The sequence below is a fragment of the Halomonas sp. I5-271120 genome (assembly GCF_030553075.1).
Classification (GTDB): domain Bacteria; phylum Pseudomonadota; class Gammaproteobacteria; order Pseudomonadales; family Halomonadaceae; genus Onishia; species Onishia taeanensis_A.
Window position 1 is genome coordinate 1,355,053 of the sequence record NZ_CP130701.1, and the last position, 15,648, is coordinate 1,370,700.

At 64.9% G+C, this 15,648-nt stretch carries 16 protein-coding genes; 4 read left to right on the top strand and 12 right to left on the bottom strand.

All coding sequences use genetic code 11. The features are described from left to right. Window positions 1-94: 94 nt before the first annotated feature. Both argB and slmA read left to right on the top strand, forming a co-directional pair. The gene (argB, locus tag Q2K57_RS05945) at window positions 95-997 is read left to right on the top strand and encodes an acetylglutamate kinase (protein WP_112053937.1); all 903 of its coding nucleotides are present in this window, start codon (window positions 95-97) and stop codon (window positions 995-997) included. Between the two features lie 86 nt (window positions 998-1,083). Next, window positions 1,084-1,701, top strand: coding sequence for a nucleoid occlusion factor SlmA (gene slmA, locus Q2K57_RS05950; RefSeq protein WP_112053938.1), 618 nt, complete (start codon window positions 1,084-1,086; stop codon window positions 1,699-1,701). Window positions 1,702-1,862: 161 nt separating this feature from the next. Here the strand turns inward: slmA and rpoH are convergent, their stop codons facing one another. The 4 genes from rpoH to ftsY form a co-directional block, all read right to left on the bottom strand. Beyond that, complete coding sequence (gene rpoH, locus Q2K57_RS05955) at window positions 1,863-2,732, bottom strand: RNA polymerase sigma factor RpoH (protein ID WP_112053939.1); 870 nt, start codon at window positions 2,730-2,732, stop codon at window positions 1,863-1,865. 216 nt (window positions 2,733-2,948) lie between these two features. Next, window positions 2,949-3,941 (bottom strand): permease-like cell division protein FtsX, encoded by a 993-nt coding sequence (ftsX, locus tag Q2K57_RS05960; protein ID WP_112053940.1) that lies wholly within the window; start codon window positions 3,939-3,941, stop codon window positions 2,949-2,951. Then, entirely contained in the window at window positions 3,938-4,606 is a 669-nt protein-coding gene (gene ftsE / locus Q2K57_RS05965; RefSeq protein ID WP_304526353.1) for a cell division ATP-binding protein FtsE, read from the bottom strand. The genes ftsX and ftsE overlap by 4 nt, the downstream gene beginning before the upstream one ends. Before the next feature lie 11 nt (window positions 4,607-4,617). Next, entirely contained in the window at window positions 4,618-6,126 is a 1,509-nt protein-coding gene (ftsY, locus tag Q2K57_RS05970) for a signal recognition particle-docking protein FtsY (protein ID WP_304526354.1), read from the bottom strand. 92 nt (window positions 6,127-6,218) lie between these two features. Between ftsY and rsmD the strand changes: the two genes are divergently transcribed. Both rsmD and Q2K57_RS05980 read left to right on the top strand, forming a co-directional pair. After that, complete coding sequence (rsmD, locus tag Q2K57_RS05975) at window positions 6,219-6,857, top strand: 16S rRNA (guanine(966)-N(2))-methyltransferase RsmD (RefSeq protein WP_304526355.1); 639 nt, start codon at window positions 6,219-6,221, stop codon at window positions 6,855-6,857. Window positions 6,858-6,950: 93 nt separating this feature from the next. Continuing rightward, entirely contained in the window at window positions 6,951-7,160 is a 210-nt protein-coding gene (locus Q2K57_RS05980) for a cell division protein ZapB (RefSeq protein ID WP_304526356.1), read from the top strand. A gap of 121 nt (window positions 7,161-7,281) precedes the next feature. On the opposite strand, the gene rimI is transcribed toward Q2K57_RS05980, so the two are convergent. The 8 genes from rimI to Q2K57_RS06020 all read right to left on the bottom strand — a co-directional run bounded on the left by rimI (window position 7,282) and on the right by Q2K57_RS06020 (window position 15,643). Next, complete coding sequence (gene rimI / locus Q2K57_RS05985; protein WP_258395972.1) at window positions 7,282-7,755, bottom strand: ribosomal protein S18-alanine N-acetyltransferase; 474 nt, start codon at window positions 7,753-7,755, stop codon at window positions 7,282-7,284. Beyond that, window positions 7,752-8,888: a hypothetical protein gene (locus tag Q2K57_RS05990; RefSeq protein WP_304526357.1), complete on the bottom strand. Its 1,137-nt coding sequence runs from the start codon at window positions 8,886-8,888 to the stop codon at window positions 7,752-7,754. The genes rimI and Q2K57_RS05990 overlap by 4 nt, the downstream gene beginning before the upstream one ends. Then, window positions 8,885-9,196: a BolA family transcriptional regulator gene (locus tag Q2K57_RS05995; protein WP_112053947.1), complete on the bottom strand. Its 312-nt coding sequence runs from the start codon at window positions 9,194-9,196 to the stop codon at window positions 8,885-8,887. The genes Q2K57_RS05990 and Q2K57_RS05995 overlap by 4 nt, the downstream gene beginning before the upstream one ends. A gap of 66 nt (window positions 9,197-9,262) precedes the next feature. Continuing rightward, window positions 9,263-10,648: an MFS transporter gene (locus Q2K57_RS06000; protein ID WP_304526358.1), complete on the bottom strand. Its 1,386-nt coding sequence runs from the start codon at window positions 10,646-10,648 to the stop codon at window positions 9,263-9,265. Between the two features lie 150 nt (window positions 10,649-10,798). Beyond that, window positions 10,799-11,185, bottom strand: a complete 387-nt coding sequence (locus Q2K57_RS06005; protein WP_112053949.1) for a hypothetical protein — start codon at window positions 11,183-11,185, stop codon at window positions 10,799-10,801. Window positions 11,186-11,429: 244 nt separating this feature from the next. After that, window positions 11,430-12,938 carry a lysine--tRNA ligase gene (lysS, locus tag Q2K57_RS06010; RefSeq protein ID WP_112053950.1) on the bottom strand — a complete coding sequence of 503 codons (1,509 nt, stop codon included), beginning with the start codon at window positions 12,936-12,938 and terminating at the stop codon, window positions 11,430-11,432. Window positions 12,939-13,004: 66 nt separating this feature from the next. Further along, window positions 13,005-14,103, bottom strand: a protein-coding gene (gene prfB, locus Q2K57_RS06015; protein WP_112053951.1) for a peptide chain release factor 2 whose coding sequence is annotated in 2 segments (ribosomal slippage) — window positions 13,005-14,027 and window positions 14,029-14,103 — 1,098 coding nt in all. Because the reading frame shifts where the segments join, the coding sequence is not laid out codon by codon here. Window positions 14,104-14,290: 187 nt separating this feature from the next. Then, on the bottom strand, window positions 14,291-15,643 hold the full coding sequence (locus Q2K57_RS06020; RefSeq protein ID WP_304526359.1) for an OmpP1/FadL family transporter: 1,353 nt from the start codon (window positions 15,641-15,643) through the stop codon (window positions 14,291-14,293). Between the last annotated feature and the right edge of the window lie 5 nt (window positions 15,644-15,648).

A 15,648-nucleotide genomic window follows, 5' to 3' on the forward strand; every position in this document is an offset into this window, starting at 1 on the left:
CCCAACCCTATCTTCTCGAGAGCGGCGCCACGCCACCGTCGCCGCTCGAACACGCCCCCGGCCATGATGGGGGCGACGCAACCAGAGACATGTCATGAGTGAACATACACGCGACCCCCGCCAGGTCGTCGAGGTCCTCTCCGAGGCCCTGCCCTACATCCAGCGTTTCTCCGGCAAGACCGTGGTGGTCAAGTACGGCGGCAACGCCATGACCGAGGACACCCTGATCGACTCCTTCGCCCGCGACATGGTGTTGATGAAGGAAGTCGGCATCAATCCGGTGGTGGTTCACGGCGGCGGCCCACAGATCGGCGAGCTGCTCGACAAGCTCAAGATCAAGTCGCGCTTCGTCAACGGCATGCGCGTCACCGACGCCGAGACCATGGACGTGGTCGAGATGGTGCTGGGCGGGCTGGTCAACAAGGGCATCGTCAACCTGATCAACCAGTGCGGCGGCAAGGCCATCGGCATGACCGGCAAGGACGGCGCCCAAATCCGCGCCCGCCAGCTCAAGGTCGAACAGAAGAGCCCGGAGATGACGGCGTCAGAGATCATCGACATCGGCCATGTCGGCGAGGTCGAGCACGTCTCCACCGAACTGATCGAGATGCTCACCGCCCGCGACTTCATTCCGGTGATCGCACCGATCGGCGTCGACGCGAACGGCCGCAGCTACAACATCAACGCCGACCTGGTGGCCGGCAAGGTCGCCGAGGCGCTGTCCGCCGAGAAGTTGATGCTGCTGACCAATGTGGCGGGACTGATGAACGCCGAGGGTGAAGTGCTCACCGGGCTCTCGACCCAGGACGTGGACGACCTGATCGCCGACGGCACCATCCATGGCGGCATGCTGCCGAAGATCCGCTGCGCCCTCGAGGCCGTCAAGGGCGGCGTGGCCAGCGCGCACATCATCGACGGTCGCGTCCCCCACGCCACCCTGCTGGAAATCTTCACCAAGGCCGGGGTCGGCACCCAAATTCTTGAAAGCGAGCACTGATCACGAGTCTCTCTTAACGGTTTGCCCCGCTTGCGGAGGCTCAGTAGGATGAGTTCAAGATCCCAAAATATTATTAGAAGAAGCTCATGACGCAGGAAACCAACAAACCCAACCGCCGCGAGCAGATCCTCCAGGCGCTGGCGCTGATGCTCGAGGAAGACAGCGGCAAGCGCATCACCATCGCCGCCCTGGCCCGCCAGGTCGGTGTCTCGGAGGCTGCGCTGTATCGCCACTTCCCGAGCAAGGCGCGCATGTTCGAGGGGCTGATCGAATTCATCGAGGAGAGCCTGTTCGAGCGCATCCGGCGCATCCTCGACGAGACCCCGGAAACCCTGCCGCGCTGCCAGCAGATTATCACCCTGCTGCTCGGTTTCGCCGAGAAGAACCCGGGCCTGTCCCGGCTGCTCGGCGGCGACGCCCTGACCGGCGAGACCGCGCGTCTGCGCCTGCGCATCCACCAGCTCTTCGAGCGCCTGGAAACTCAGCTCAAGCAGGTGCTGCGCGAGGCCGAGCTTAACGAGCGTTGCCGGCCGCGGGTCTCTGCCTCGGCCAGTGCCAACCTGCTGATGGTGCACGTGGAGGGCCAGATCTCCCAGTACGTCAGGAGCGACTTCAAGCGCCGCCCCACCGAGTTCTGGGACGACCAGTGGACGCTGCTTGCCGAGCGCCTGCTCGTCGACGTCCCGGATCTCGCCCGCGCCTGACAGCGGCCAATGTCACTGACGCGAAGAATGCTTACTCAGTGACCATGACCCAGAGGCAATGGCCCAGAAACACAAAACCCCCGATGCCAAGGCACCGGGGGTTTTCATGTCAGCGCATGTCGCCGACCGCACTCAGTCGGCGAGGCTTAAGCTTCGGATGACTAGGCCACCAAGGCGTCGCCGATCTGCTGCTTGATCTTCTTCATGGCATTCTTCTCGAGCTGACGGATACGCTCGGCGGAAACGCCATAGACATCTGCCAGATCGTGCAGGGTCGCCTTGGGCTCGTTTAGCCAACGACGCGTCAGGATGTCCTGAGAGCGCTCGTCGAGCTCGCCCAGCGCTTCGCGCAGGCGACGGGTGGAGTCTTGCTCCCAATCGCTGTCCTCGAGCTGAGTCGCCGGATCGTAGCGGCCGTCATCGAGGAAGTTTGCCGGCGCCTGGTAAGACGAGGACTCATCGTCATCGCTCGGCGACGCATCGAAGCCGGCGTCGTAGGACGACAGCCGCCCTTCCATGTCGCGCACCACATGCGGCTTGACGTCGAGGTCCTTAGCGATGGCATCGACCTCGTCATTGTTCAGCCAGGCCAGGCGCTTCTTGGCGCTGCGCAGGTTGAAGAACAGCTTGCGCTGAGCCTTGGTGGTGGCGATCTTGACGATGCGCCAGTTGCGCAGCACGAACTCATGGATCTCGGCCTTGATCCAGTGCACCGCGAAGGACACCAGACGCACGCCCTGATGCGGGTCGAAGCGCTTGACGGCTTTCATCAGTCCCACGTTGCCCTCCTGGATAAGGTCTGCCTGGGGCAGGCCGTAGCCGGAATAGCTGCGGGCAATATGTACCACGAAGCGCAGGTGCGACATGACCAGCCGACGGGCCGCCTCGAGATCGTTCTCATCATGAAGGCGGAAGGCCAGCTCGCGCTCTTCGTCGGCGGTCAACACGGCAATACCGTTGACCGCCTGAATGTACCCGTTCAGGTCATGGCCCGGGGAAAGATGGCCAGCAGGCAGAAGACTGGTGCTCATGCAGGATGTCTCCAAGTTTGCCCTCAGTATCGTGCGCACAAGAACATAAAGATGAATCGCTTGTGCGCGGGAGCGGACGTCATGATCAAGGCTAGGGGATAGAACCCAGATCATTAGATGACTAACGTTTCGCAAGTTTGACGTCCACCAGACCATAAAGTTCCGGTGAATGCCAGTCTATCGCCATGCGATATCCGCATCGCCACGCAGTGTAGCTTACCGGGGACGAATGTCAGCCAGATGGCGCGAAACCGCGATCCAGGCCCCCAGCAAACCAAGTAGTGTACTCGAAATCAATAGCGTTGCCGAACCTGCACCATCCAGCCCAGGCATTGTGAAGCTTGCCCCGTAACTCTCGGCCAGCGCCGTGGCCGGGGCACTCAGCCACTGCCTGCCAAGCGCCAGCAGCGCCCAGGCCAGCAGCCCGCCCCCCAGGCCATACCAGGCGCCGCTGTAGAGGAAGGGGCGGCGCACGAAACCGTGGGTGGCGCCGATCAGGGTCACCACTTCGATTTCCTGGCGGCGGCTCTCCACGGCCAGACGAATGGTGTTGCCCACTACCAGCAGCACGCCCAGGCCAAACAGCACGCCGAGCGCCAGCGTCACCCGCCGACCAAGCTCTGCGAGGCGCTTGAGGCGCTCGAGCCAGGCCAGGTCCACGCGCACCTCGTCGACGCCGCTGACCGCCTCCAGTTGGGTCGCCAGCGCGCGCATCGCCTCGGGCGACGCATCCTTGGGCGAGACCACCACGCTTGCCGGGAGCGGGTTGGTCTCCAGTCGCTCCAGGGCATCCTCGAGCCCCAGCGCCTGCTGGAATTCGGCCATGCCTTCGGCGGCGGTGATCAGCCGTACCGCCTCGACCGCCGGGGAGGCACCCAGCGCTTCAGCCACCCGCATCGCTTCGCGCTCATCGACGTCGCTTGCCAGATAGGCCGTCAGGGTCGCGCTCTCATCGAGCTCGGCATCCAGCAGCCTGGCGCCGTCCAGGGACAGCCACAGGGCGGTCGGCAGTATCAGGGCAATGGCGATCGCCAGCATGGTCAGCAGGCTGGCGACAGGAGTGCGAATCAGCCGGCCGGCACTGTCCAGGCACATGGCCCGATGGTGGCGAGCCCAGGCGCCGAGCCGGCTGCGCATCACGGGACGCTGGCTGCGGGCGCCGCGCTGCGAGGACGAACGAGCCGCTTTACCGCTCTCGCGTTCGCTCATGTGGCCTCCTGGTCGCCGATCAGACGTCCGTCCCGCAGGCGCAGCACACGATGGCGCAGCCGGGCGATGAGCGCCAGATCGTGGCTCGCAATCAGCACCGTGGTGCCAATGCGATTGAAATCTTCGAACAGCGTCATGATATCGGCGGAGAGCTGGGGGTCGAGGTTGCCGGTTGGCTCGTCGGCCAGCAGCAGCGCCGGCTTGTTGACCACCGCCCGGGCGATACCCACCCGCTGCTGCTCGCCGCCGGAAAGCTCGATGGGCAGCGCCTTCTCCCGATGCAGAAGCCCCACCTTATCCAGCGCCGCCCGGGTTCGACGTGCTATCTCACGGGGCTCGGCGCCCTGGATCTCAAGCGGCAGCGCCACGTTGGCGAAGACATCCCGGTCGAAGAGCAGCTGATGGTCCTGAAAGACCACGCCGATCTGGCGCCGGTAGAAAGGCACCTGGCTTGCGTGCAGGCCAGCGATGTCATGGCCGGCCACCCGCACCTTGCCACGGGACGGGCGCTCCAGGCGCATGATCAGGCGCAGCAGCGAGCTCTTGCCGGCCCCGGAGTGACCGGTCAGAAAGACCATCTCGCTGCGCTGGACCCGGAAGTCGATATTGGCCAGGGCTTCGAAGCGCCCACCGTAGCGCTTGCCGACATGTTCGAAGGCGATCATCGATTAGCGTCTCACTCGCTGCGCGACGCATTGAAGAGAGCATCGACGAAGTCACGGCCGGCAAAGGGCCGCAGGTCGTCGACCGTCTCGCCGACGCCGATATAGCGGATCGGCGTGCCGAGCTGCTTGGCCAGAGCGAAGATGATGCCGCCCTTGGCGGTGCCGTCGAGCTTGGTCAGGGTGATACCGGTGACCGGCACCGCCTCGTTGAAGGTGGCCGCCTGGGACAGCGCGTTCTGACCGGTGCCGGCGTCGAGCACCAGCATCACCTCATGGGGTGCGGCGGCGTCGAGCTTGCCCATCACCCGCTGCACCTTCTTGAGCTCCTCCATCAGATGGCCCTTGTTGTGCAGGCGCCCGGCAGTATCGGCGATCAGCACGTCGATGCCCCGGGCCTTGGCCGCGGAGAGCGCATCGTAGATCACCGAGGCACTGTCGGCGCCGGTGTGCTGGGCAATCACCGGCACGCTGTTGCGATCGCCCCACACCTTGAGCTGCTCGACGGCGGCGGCACGGAAGGTATCGCCGGCGGCCAGCATCACGCTGCGCCCCTGGCCCTGGAAGCGCTTGGCCAGCTTGCCGATGGTGGTGGTCTTGCCAACGCCGTTGACCCCGACCATCAGGATGACGAAGGGCCCCTGCCCCTTCTCGGGCAGCACCAGGTCCTTGGCCACCGGTTCGAGCAGCGCGGCCAGCTCATCCTGCAGGGCGTCATAAAGCGCCTGGGGCTCCTTGAGCTCCTTGCGCGAGACCCGAGCAGTCAGGCGATCGATGATCTCAGTGGTCGCCTCGATGCCCACATCCGCCATCAGCAGCTGGGTCTCGAGGTCCTCCATCAGCTCGTCGTCGATCTGCTTCTTGCCGAGGAACAGATCGGCGACGCCATCGCTCAGGTTGGCGCGAGTCTTGCCCAGGCCTTCCTTGATACGGGCGAACCAGCCTTTCTTCTTGCCCTTCTCTGACGAGTCCTTCTCTGACGAGTCCTTCTCTGGCGAGTCCGCCTCCGGCTGACGGCCCTCCTGCGGCAGGGCAGACTGGTCGTCGCGGCCGTCGGCGCTCGGCTCAGGTGCAGCGTCAGGCTCAGGCGACGCCTCGGGTACCGGCGTCGCGGCCTCCGGCTCGGGCGTCAGTTCCACCTCCGCGGCGGCGACCGGACGCTCGTCACTCTCGAGCTCTTCTGTATCAGGCACTTTTTTATCAGGGCCTACTGAATCAGACTTTGTCGTACCAGACTCGGGGCTGACGTCCGGCGCCTGCTCAGCGTCCTGGCGCGGCGCAGCCGGCGCGTCGTCAGCAGCCTTATCGGCGGCATCCTCAGGCTCGGCCGGTGTCTCTGGCGGCGCCTCGCCAGACTGGGCCTGGGAGGGGGCTGCATCGGCGGGCCGCTCTTCGGTATCGGCGTTCGTCGCGGAAGCGTCATCGTCGACGTCTTCCGACGCGCCGGGGGTGACCTCCTGGTCCGGCGACGGCTCTTGCTGTGCCGGGTCCTGCTTCTTCTTGCGCTTGAAAAATCCGAACATGGGCGTGATCTGGTCTCGAGTGCGGAGAATTAGCTCATCGTACCATCGCCGACCATGACTGTGGACAAGCCCCCGGGTACAATTAGCCGACCATGAAACAACGTCGATCCCCCTCATCACGCTCCCGCCGCCAGGGAAAGGCCCAGAGCAACCGCTCAAACGCCGGCCGCCGGGACGCCGGCCGCCTGAGAATCATCGGCGGCGACTATCGCCGCCGAACGCTTCCGGTGCTCGACCACCCTGGACTGCGCCCGACGCCGGGCCGGGTCCGCGAAACCCTGTTCAACTGGCTGGCCAACGCCACCGCTGGCGCACGGGTGCTAGACCTCTTCGCCGGCACCGGCGCGCTGGGCCTCGAAGCCCTCTCGCGCGGCGCGCGGGAGGCGCTGTTCATCGAGCAGAGCGCCCCGGTCGCGCGGGCGCTTGAGTCAAACATCGCCACCCTGGGAGCTAATGGCCGCGTCATCACCGCCGATGCCAAGGCCGTTCTCGGCGACGCGCTCGGCGGCGATGCCGACCCCTTCGACCTGGTCTTCCTGGACCCGCCCTTCCGCCAGGACCTGGCCGAAGAGAGCTGTCGCCGACTGGTCGACGGCGGCTTGTTGGCCACTGGCGCCTGGGTCTATCTGGAAGTCGAGGCCGAGCTGACGCCCAGCGTGCCGGAGGGCTGGATGCTGCATCGGGAAGTGCGTGCCGGCGACAGCAGCGGACGGCTCTACCGTCTGCCCTAGACGACGCTTGCCGCGCCGCGCCACCCGTCGTACGCTGCGCCCTGACCACCACCCGTCTGCCAGTGAAGGCAGACTGTCACCAGGAGATACAGGATGAGCATCGAACTCTTCAATCAGCTCGAGCAGCAAGTCAGCAATGCCGTCGAAGCGATCGAAATGCTGAAGATGGAAGCCGAGGAGCTGCGCGAGGAGAACACCCGACTCAAGCAGGAACACGACGAGTGGGAGCAGCGGCTGAGCGGCCTGCTAGCCAAGTTCCAGGCACTCGACACGGGCGACAGCAGCGACACCAACGCCTCCTGATCGCTTGGCGTGATGACGATGCTTGATAGCACAAGGCGCCGCCACTCAGGCGGCGCCTTGGTGTGTGGGCCGTCAGTCGCACGCCCGACCGGGCCGCACCACGACAGCTGAGGCCCAGCGCCTAGAGCCCACGCCCCATCAGCAGCGCATCCTCGCGCAGCGATGACGCCTCTGCGGCGGGATAATAACCGCGACGCCGCCCCTCCTCGATGAAGCCAAGTCCCCGATAGAGCCCCAGCGCCTGCGCATTGCTCGCCCGCACCTCAAGCAACAACCGTTCACTGCCCCAGTCTGTCGCCGTGGCGATCAGCCGTTCGAGCAGCGCTTTTGCCACGCCCTGGCGACGTGCCGCGGGTGCCACGGTGATCGCTTGAAGTTCGGCTTCAAAGGGCAAGCAGGCCAGCACGGCGAAACCCAGAAGCTCATCGCCGTTGCCCCTGCTGCCCACCACACCGACGACCTGATGATCCTTGGCAGCAAGCGCCTCGGCGAGCTGACGCGCCGACCAGGGGTGAGGCTGACCGGCCTGCTCCACGGCCACCACGGCCTCATGCCAGTCGGGGGTCAGGACCATTACCTGTGGCTCGGCACTCACGGCGCGCCTGCCTCCTCGTCACCGGACTTTTGATTTTGATCACGCATATCGCCCTGACCGACCTGATTCTGCACGGTTTCTTCTTGCTCGGATCCTTGCTGCAAGGTAGCCGTATGCCAGGCCTCCCCCCACTGGCGCAGCAACGGCCACAGGGCGCGCTTGGCCTCGGCGCCGGTGGCCAGGGCCTCAAGCGATGGCCCCTGCCAGGCGGGCAGCTCGAGCAGGGTGCAGTCACCACCCTCGAGGGCCAGCACCCGGGAAAGGGTTGCGTCTTCGCCGAACACCAGCAGCCGCTCGGGCCGCCAGCCTTGGCGACGGCGGCCATCGAGGAAGGCTCGCAGGCCGTCGCGGGCTTCCTCGAGGGGAGCCGAGACCGGCAGCTCGTCCATCATCGGCCAGCGAAAATGCTGGAAGGCCGGCATCTCGGCCGGACGAATCCCGGCGGCACGCAGAAGATTGGCCAACAGACGCCTTTGCATCTCGCCCGGCGGCGCCTCGGCGGGTAGCACCAGCAGCCAGCGCCCCTCGAGGGCGGCGATCTGCAACGAGAAACGCAGCGCCTCTGCGGGTGCCGAGGTGGACGTTTCATCCGCAGAGGCAGCCGCAGCGTCGGCCTTGGTCTGATGAGAGCGGCCCTGTTGAGAAGGGCTCTGTTGAGAAGGGCTATGCTGAGAGACGCCCTGCTGGGACGGGGCCGCTTGAGACAAGTGATCGTGAGACGAGCGCTTGTCGCCCGCGCTTTCCTGATCAGAAGGCGAGGCCTTGGCGGGAGCCGACTGCGCAGTGGGTGTCTCTCCCGTCAGCAGCGCCCTAGCCCGCCCGACGCCCTTGCTGGCGGGCGCTTCATCGCCACGCTCAGCGCCCTTGCCATCACGTTGGCCGGGATGAGGCTCGGCAGGCCGCTGATCGGCCCGCGTGCTCGCCCCGGTACCGGGTGCCGATGCAGGTCGCGCGGGAGCGGCGACATCATCGATCAGGGCCTGTAGCCGCGCGGCCGGGGCCTTGGCCGCAGGCGCCGCAGGCTCTTCCCAGGCGCAGACCTCGGTAGGGGCGGCATTGGGCAGGCGATAGCGCCCGACCCAAGCGGTCAGGCCCATTGCCTCGAGGTACTGCAGGCGCTGCGGTTCGTTCACGAGCGACCGCCACCCCGGCAGTTGGGTGAGTCGGGGCGTGCTTCGCCGCGGTTCTGCCACTCTTCGTCGGTGTAGAGATGCAGTGCCAGCGCATGCACCGGGCCTGCCAGCTCGTCGGCCAGCAGCGCATAGATCATCTGGTGACGCTTGACCGGCATCAGCCCAGCGAAGCGCTCGGACACCAGGGTGACCTTGAAGTGAGTCTCGGAGTTGGCTGGCACATTGTGCATGTGACTCTCGTTCTCGACCGTCATATGGGCCGGTTCGAGGGTCTTAAGCGTGTCTTCGATGCGCGCCTGAACGCTCATGGTATTTCCTCCCGGGTCGCAAGCCTTGCATTGTAACGTCTTCGCCGCGCGCTGAATAAGGCTCGCTCAGGCCGCGCGGCCACATCTCGCCAGCGGCATCCGCCACAGACTGAGCATCAGGGCTACCACGACGCAGGCGCAGCACACCCACAACGCCAGAGACAGCGAGCCGGCCGACAGCGCCAGCATCATACCCACCATCGCCGTGCCCAGCGCCTGGCCGAACGTGCGCACCGAGGCCAGCACGCCGGAGGCATTGGCGCTGTACTTGAGCGCCACGCTACCGATCATTTCGCGGTTGTTGGGCGCCTGGAAGATGCCATAACCGATCCCGCACAGGGCCACGCGCCAGACGATGTCCGTGGAGACCACCGCATCGCCGAGCATCGCCAGCGACAGCATGCCAAGCAGAAAGATCGCCAACCCCAGCGACGAAATCAGCGTCGGGTTGAAGCGATCCGCCAGGCGGCCAGCGAACGGGCCGGTGAGCATCAACGCCAGCGGCCAGGGCGTGAACAGTAGCGCCGCGGCGATCGGGCTCATGCCCATCCCACTCTGGAACAGGAAGGGCAGGCCGACAAATGAGGCTCCCTGGGCGATGAACGCCAACATCGAGATCATCGCCGCCACGCTGAAGCGCGGCTCGCGAAAGATCACCAGCGGCACCAGCGGGCTCACCGCCCGACGCTGTCGCCAGACGAACAACACCAGACATCCCAGGCTCACCGCGAGCGGCAAGAGCACAGCGGTACTGGCATTGCCGTGGCCGACCCGGTCGAGAGCGAACACGAAGCCGCTGACCATGACCATGGACAGCAGCGCACCGGGCCAATCGAAGCGCCCCGCTTCGCGCGCCTCGCGGGGGAGTGCGCGCTGCGCCAGCGCCAGCGCGGCGATACCGATCGGCACGTTGATGGCGAAGAGCCAAGGCCAGCTCGCCAAGTAGAGAATGCCACCGCCCAACGACGGTCCGAAGGCAATGCCGAAAGCCACCACCAGCGCCCCCAGACCGATCGCCGACCCCAGCAGGCGCGTCGGAAAGATCACCCGATACATCGACGGGCCGATACTCAGCATGGCCGCCGCGCCGAGGCCCTGCACCATCCGCGAGCCCAGCAACCATTCAAAGCTATTCGACAGCGCACAGGCCAATGACGCCAGCGTGAACACGCCTAGCCCGCCGATATATAGACGATGGCGGCCGATCAGCCGGCTCAGTGCCGCGAACGCCAGCAGCGTCGACGCACTCACCAACTGGTAGATATTAGTGATCCACACCGCGCGGGATTCGCTGACGTCGAGCTCACGCGCCAGGGTCGGCAGCGCGATGTTGACAATACCCCCGTCGAGCACCGCCATCAGGGTGCCCAGCACCAGGACCAGCATCGCCAGACGGCGCTGCGGGCCGGGCAGACCATCGTCCACGGGCCGAGTCTCGAACAGTCGATTCATGGGCCATCTGCCATGCAAGCGAGGTGGGTTGGCGCTCCGCCATACGGCGCCAGAACGAAAAAACCGGCCTCAGCCGGTCTTCTTCGAGACGAGGGGCGAGGCGCTAGGCCCCGCCTGACATGCCAGCTAATGCAGTCGGACCACCGCCGGCTAGTCCTGCTCGTGCTCAAGCAGCAACTCGTCATCGATTTCGGCGACTTCCAGCGGTGCCTCATCATCCAGGTCAACCGCCAGGTAGCTGTGCTCGACGCGCACGAAGCGCTGAAACAGCGCCCAGTCGAGGGTCTCGGGCCACTGACGGCGGTCTTCCTCCCAGGCCTGCAGCTCGGACTCCAGGATTTCCAGATAGCGCTCGCGTACGAAGCCCTCGAGGGCCTCCGGCGAGTCCATCTCGGGAATCAGGTAAACGGTGTTTTCGCGATCGACGTCCTCAAGGGTCAGGTCATCGTCGCCCACCGTCGGTTCCAGCGAGTTGATCCAGTCCACGAACAGCTGGGTCGGCTTGACGCTCAGAGCGGAGCGGTTGAGCAGTTTCATTGGACTCTCCTCGACTTGCATGCCACGACGGCGAAACGCAGCCCATTATGGGTGCTGTATCCGCACCTTACCAACACTTCCCCGCCAAGCGGCGGAATAATCCTGCGGTCGCCCTTCTCATAGCCATTCCTTTCAACTGCCATACCTGCTGGCTGCCGAAGAGGCTAGCGGCGAAAGATGACGAAAATTAGGGCAACGCAGGGCGAGCAAGTGGCCGGCTCGCCCCACGCACAATGCCAACGCCTCAGTCGACTTCGGGGCGCATCGCCGGGAACAGCAGCACGTCGCGAATCGAGGCGCTGTCGGTAAACAGCATCACCAGCCGGTCGATGCCGATGCCTTCGCCGGCGGTCGGCGGCAGGCCGTACTCGAGAGCGCGCACATAGTCGGCGTCATAGTACATGGCTTCCAGATCCCCGGCGTCCTTCTCGGCGACCTGGGCCTTGAAGCGCTCGGCCTGGTCCTCGGCGTCGTTGAGCTCCGAGAAACCGTTGGCGATCTCACGGCCGCCGATGAAGAACTCGAAGCGGTCGGTGACGAAGGGATCTTCGTCGTTACGACGCGCCAGCGGGCTGACCTCGGCCGGGTAAGCGGTGATAAAGGTCGGCTGCTCGAGCTTCTCCTCGGCGACTTCCTCGAAGATCTCGGTGTGCAGCTTGCCAAGCCCCCAGCCTTCATTGACCTCGATACCGAGCCGCTTGGCCAAGGCACTGGCGGCCTCGAGGCTGTCGAGGTCGGCATCCTGAATGCCCTCGCCGTGCTCGAGGATGGCCTGACGCATGGTCAGGCGCTTGAAGGGCTTGGAAAGCTCGAAGGTGGTGCCCTGGTACTCGAGCGTGGTGGTGCCAAGCACTTCATTCGCGGCGTTGCGAATCATCTCCTCGGTCAGGTCGAGCAGGTCGAGATAGTCCGCATAGGCCCAGTAGAACTCGAGCATGGTGAACTCGGGATTATGCCGGGTAGACAGCCCCTCGTTACGGAAGTTGCGGTTGATCTCGAAGACCCGCTCGAAGCCGCCGACCACCAGACGCTTCAAGTACAGCTCCGGCGCCACGCGCAGGAACATGTCGATATCCAGCGCATTGTGGTGGGTCATGAAGGGCCGCGCGGTGGCGCCACCGGGGATCGACTGCAGCATCGGCGTCTCGACTTCCATGAAGCCGCGAGTCTCGAAGAAGCGACGGATCGAGGCGATCACGCCGGCCCGCACCTCGAAGGTGCGCCGCGAGTCCTGGTTCATGATCAGGTCGACGTAGCGCTGACGGTAGCGGGCTTCCTGGTCGGTGAGGCCGTGGAACTTGTCGGGCAGCGGGCGCAGGCTCTTGGTCAGGAGCTTGGCCTCGCGCATCATCACGTACAGATCGCCCTTGCCGGACTTATGCACCGGGCCACGACCGGCAACGATGTCGCCGATATCCCAGCCCTTGATGTCCTCGAGCACCTCGGCGGGCAGGCCCTTCTTGTCGACATAGAGCTGGATCTGAGCGGAGGAATCCTGGATGACGATGAAGGGGCCGCGCTTGCGCATGATGCGCCCGGCCACGGCCGCCTGACGGTCCAGCGCCTCGAGTTCGGCCTTCTCCTTGTCGCCAAGCTCGGCATCGAGCGTGGCGGCCAGGCTGTCGCGGCGGAAGTCGTTGGGGAAGGCGCTCGCGCCGGTGCGCTGCGCATGCTCGCGGCGCTCGGCCAGCTTGGCGCGGCGCTCGGCGATCAGGTGATTCTCATCGGGCGAAGTGGGATCTTGATGGGCCATTACGCTACCTGAAATGTGATGGGCGACGGGAGTGACGCACGGGCAGCGTGGCGCTGCCCGTGTCGATCACAGCCCCTGCTTGAGACTGGCTTCGATGAACTGATCCAGATCCCCGTCGAGGACCTTCTCGCAGTTGCTGGACTGCACGCCGGTGCGCAGGTCCTTGATCCGCTGGTCGTCTAGCACGTAGGAACGGATCTGGCTGCCCCAGCCGATATCGGCCTTGGCTTCCTCGGCCTGCTGCTTGGCGGCGTTGCGCTCCTGCATCTCACGCTCGTAGAGCCGGGCCTTGAGCATTTTCATGGCCTGGTCACGGTTGGCGTGCTGGCTGCGCTGGTTCTGGCAGGCCACCACGATACCAGTCGGCTCGTGGGTGATACGCACCGCCGAGTCAGTGGTGTTGACGTGCTGACCGCCGGCGCCGCTGGAGCGATAGGTGTCGGTGCGCAGGTCCGAGGGATTGATATCGACCTCGAAGCTGTCATCGATCTCCGGGGACACGAACACCGAGGCAAAAGAGGTATGGCGACGGCCGCCGGAGTCGAACGGGCTCTTGCGCACCAGGCGATGCACGCCGGTCTCGGTGCGCAGCCAGCCGAAGGCGTGATCGCCCTGAACGTGGATCGTCGCCGACTTGATGCCCGCCACGTCCCCCGCGGAGACTTCGATGATATCGGCCTTGAAACCGTGGTGCTCGGCCCAGCGCAGATACATGCGCAGCAGGATGTTACCCCAGTCCTGGGCCTCGGTGCCGCCGGAGCCGGCCTGGATATCGAGATAGGCGTTGTTCTCGTCCATCTCGCCAGAAAACATGCGACGGAACTCGAGCTTGGCAAGGCTCTCCTGCAGTCCGGCCAGCTCACGGCTGACCTCATCGACGGTATCCTGGTCTTCTTCCATCTCGGCGAGTTCGAGCAGGTCGCCGTTATCGGCCAGGCCCTGCTCGAGCGTTTCGATGGTCTCGACGACGGCTTCCAGCGAGGCCCGCTCCTTGCCGAGCTTCTGGGCATAGTCCGGATCGCTCCAGACGTTGGGGTCCTCGAGCTCGCGGGTCACTTCTTCTAGCCGATCTTTCTTCTCGGCATAGTCAAAGATACCCCCTCAGGACGTCTGTCCGTTCGGACAGGTCCTTGATCTGAGTATGAATCGGGTTGGTCTCTAGCATGGATACGCTGCCTGAGTTCTCTAGCAAGTAAAGATCCCGGGACGTCAACGCGTGCCGGGCGAAAAAGCGCTCTATTGTAGCGAACCCCGCGGCACCCGGCCATCCCAACGACGGGTAGCCAAACGCAGCGACCCCGGCCATGGGCCGGGGTCGCTTGCGTTGCTAGTCGCGGGCCGTAAGGACGCGATCAGAAGCGGTAGTCCATCGACAGGGCGAACACGTCCGCCGACACGTCATACTGGCCGGACAGGCTGCCCTTGTTCTCGTTCTCGGCCTTGCTGCCGTCCTGGTCGATGTTGCCCCCCTCCCCGAAGACACGCATATAGCCCGCGGTAACACCGAAGTTCTGGGTTGCCTGATAGGTAGCACCCAGCGCTGCCCAGGTGCGATCGGCATCCGGCACTCGCGGGGTGCGGTATTCGGCGCTCGGCACCGGCGTCTCGTCGTAGCCGACACCGGTGCGCAGCAGCCACTTGTCGGTCAGCGCATAGTTGGCGCCCACCGAGTAGGCCCAGGCATCTTCCCAGTTCTCAGTAGTGGAGCTTTCGCCACCGCCGTCAAACTTCACGGTCAGCTCCTTGAAGGAGCTCCAGTCAGTCCAGCTGGCGTTGGCCATCAGGGCAAGCCTGGGCGTCAGCTGGTGGTAAATACCGATATTGGCGTTGGCCGGCGTCGAGATGTCGGCGGTGCCTCCGCCGTCTTGAAGCCGCCCTTGAGCATTGGCACCGGCCAGTATCTGCTTTCCAACGGGATCGTCGCTGCTGTAATCGACATCGCCATCGAGGGTCAGGTCGATCTGGGAGCGGTAGCTGAGGCCCAGCCGGGTCTTGTCGGTGACCTGGAAAAGCGTGCCCAGGGTGAAGCCATAGCCCCAGTCATCCCCGGTGACCTCCGCCTTGCCATCATTGGCACCAGCGCTTGCTCCGGGCACATTATTAAGCTGCCCTTGCCCACCCAAATCGATGGCATTGGAGATGGTGGCATCGCCATATTCGGCGATCAGGCCCGCCGCCACCGACCAGCGATCGGTGACGCGGAAGTTGACGGTGGGCTGGATATCGATGGTGGCGAGTTCGGTCTCGATGGCGTGATAGCGGCCGATCCAGTCCTCATCGTACTTGGTGGCAAGCCCGTAGGGCGAGAAGATCGCCAGGCCCAGGTCGATGCGCTCGCTGGCCCGGGTCTTGATGGCGAAGCTTGGCACCACGGCGTTCTCGCCGCCCTGGCGGGAGCCGCCCTGGTCATAACTGACGGATGGCGCACTGGCAGGGCTGGCCTCGGCATCCTGCAGTTCGAAGTCCGCATTGATGGCGGCAACCCCAATGGATACCTCGTTGCCGTCGATATTGCCAAGGGCGGCCGGGTTGTAGGCCATGAAGCTGACATCTTCGGCACCGGCGGCGGCGTTAGAGAGGGCGTTGCCCAGGGTCTTGGCACTCTGTTCGCGCACCTGGAAACCGGCGGCGAAGGCCTGGCTGGCGACCAGGCTGGCAGAGGCAATGGTAACGGCGATGGCGAGCTTGTTGGTCTTGTAATGCATCGTGT

Coding starts and splice junctions, on each gene's coding strand:
- Q2K57_RS06020 (WP_304526359.1), bottom strand. CDS start 15,643: ATGCATTACAAGACCAACAAGCTCGCCATCGCCGTTACCATTGCCTCT.
- slmA (WP_112053938.1), top strand. CDS start 1,084: ATGACGCAGGAAACCAACAAACCCAACCGCCGCGAGCAGATCCTCCAG.
- ftsE (WP_304526353.1), bottom strand. CDS start 4,606: ATGATCGCCTTCGAACATGTCGGCAAGCGCTACGGTGGGCGCTTCGAA.
- Q2K57_RS05995 (WP_112053947.1), bottom strand. CDS start 9,196: ATGAGCGTTCAGGCGCGCATCGAAGACACGCTTAAGACCCTCGAACCG.
- argB (WP_112053937.1), top strand. CDS start 95: ATGAGTGAACATACACGCGACCCCCGCCAGGTCGTCGAGGTCCTCTCC.
- rpoH (WP_112053939.1), bottom strand. CDS start 2,732: ATGAGCACCAGTCTTCTGCCTGCTGGCCATCTTTCCCCGGGCCATGAC.
- Q2K57_RS06000 (WP_304526358.1), bottom strand. CDS start 10,648: ATGAATCGACTGTTCGAGACTCGGCCCGTGGACGATGGTCTGCCCGGC.
- Q2K57_RS05980 (WP_304526356.1), top strand. CDS start 6,951: ATGAGCATCGAACTCTTCAATCAGCTCGAGCAGCAAGTCAGCAATGCC.
- rsmD (WP_304526355.1), top strand. CDS start 6,219: ATGAAACAACGTCGATCCCCCTCATCACGCTCCCGCCGCCAGGGAAAG.
- lysS (WP_112053950.1), bottom strand. CDS start 12,938: ATGGCCCATCAAGATCCCACTTCGCCCGATGAGAATCACCTGATCGCC.
- Q2K57_RS06005 (WP_112053949.1), bottom strand. CDS start 11,185: ATGAAACTGCTCAACCGCTCCGCTCTGAGCGTCAAGCCGACCCAGCTG.
- ftsX (WP_112053940.1), bottom strand. CDS start 3,941: ATGAGCGAACGCGAGAGCGGTAAAGCGGCTCGTTCGTCCTCGCAGCGC.
- ftsY (WP_304526354.1), bottom strand. CDS start 6,126: ATGTTCGGATTTTTCAAGCGCAAGAAGAAGCAGGACCCGGCACAGCAA.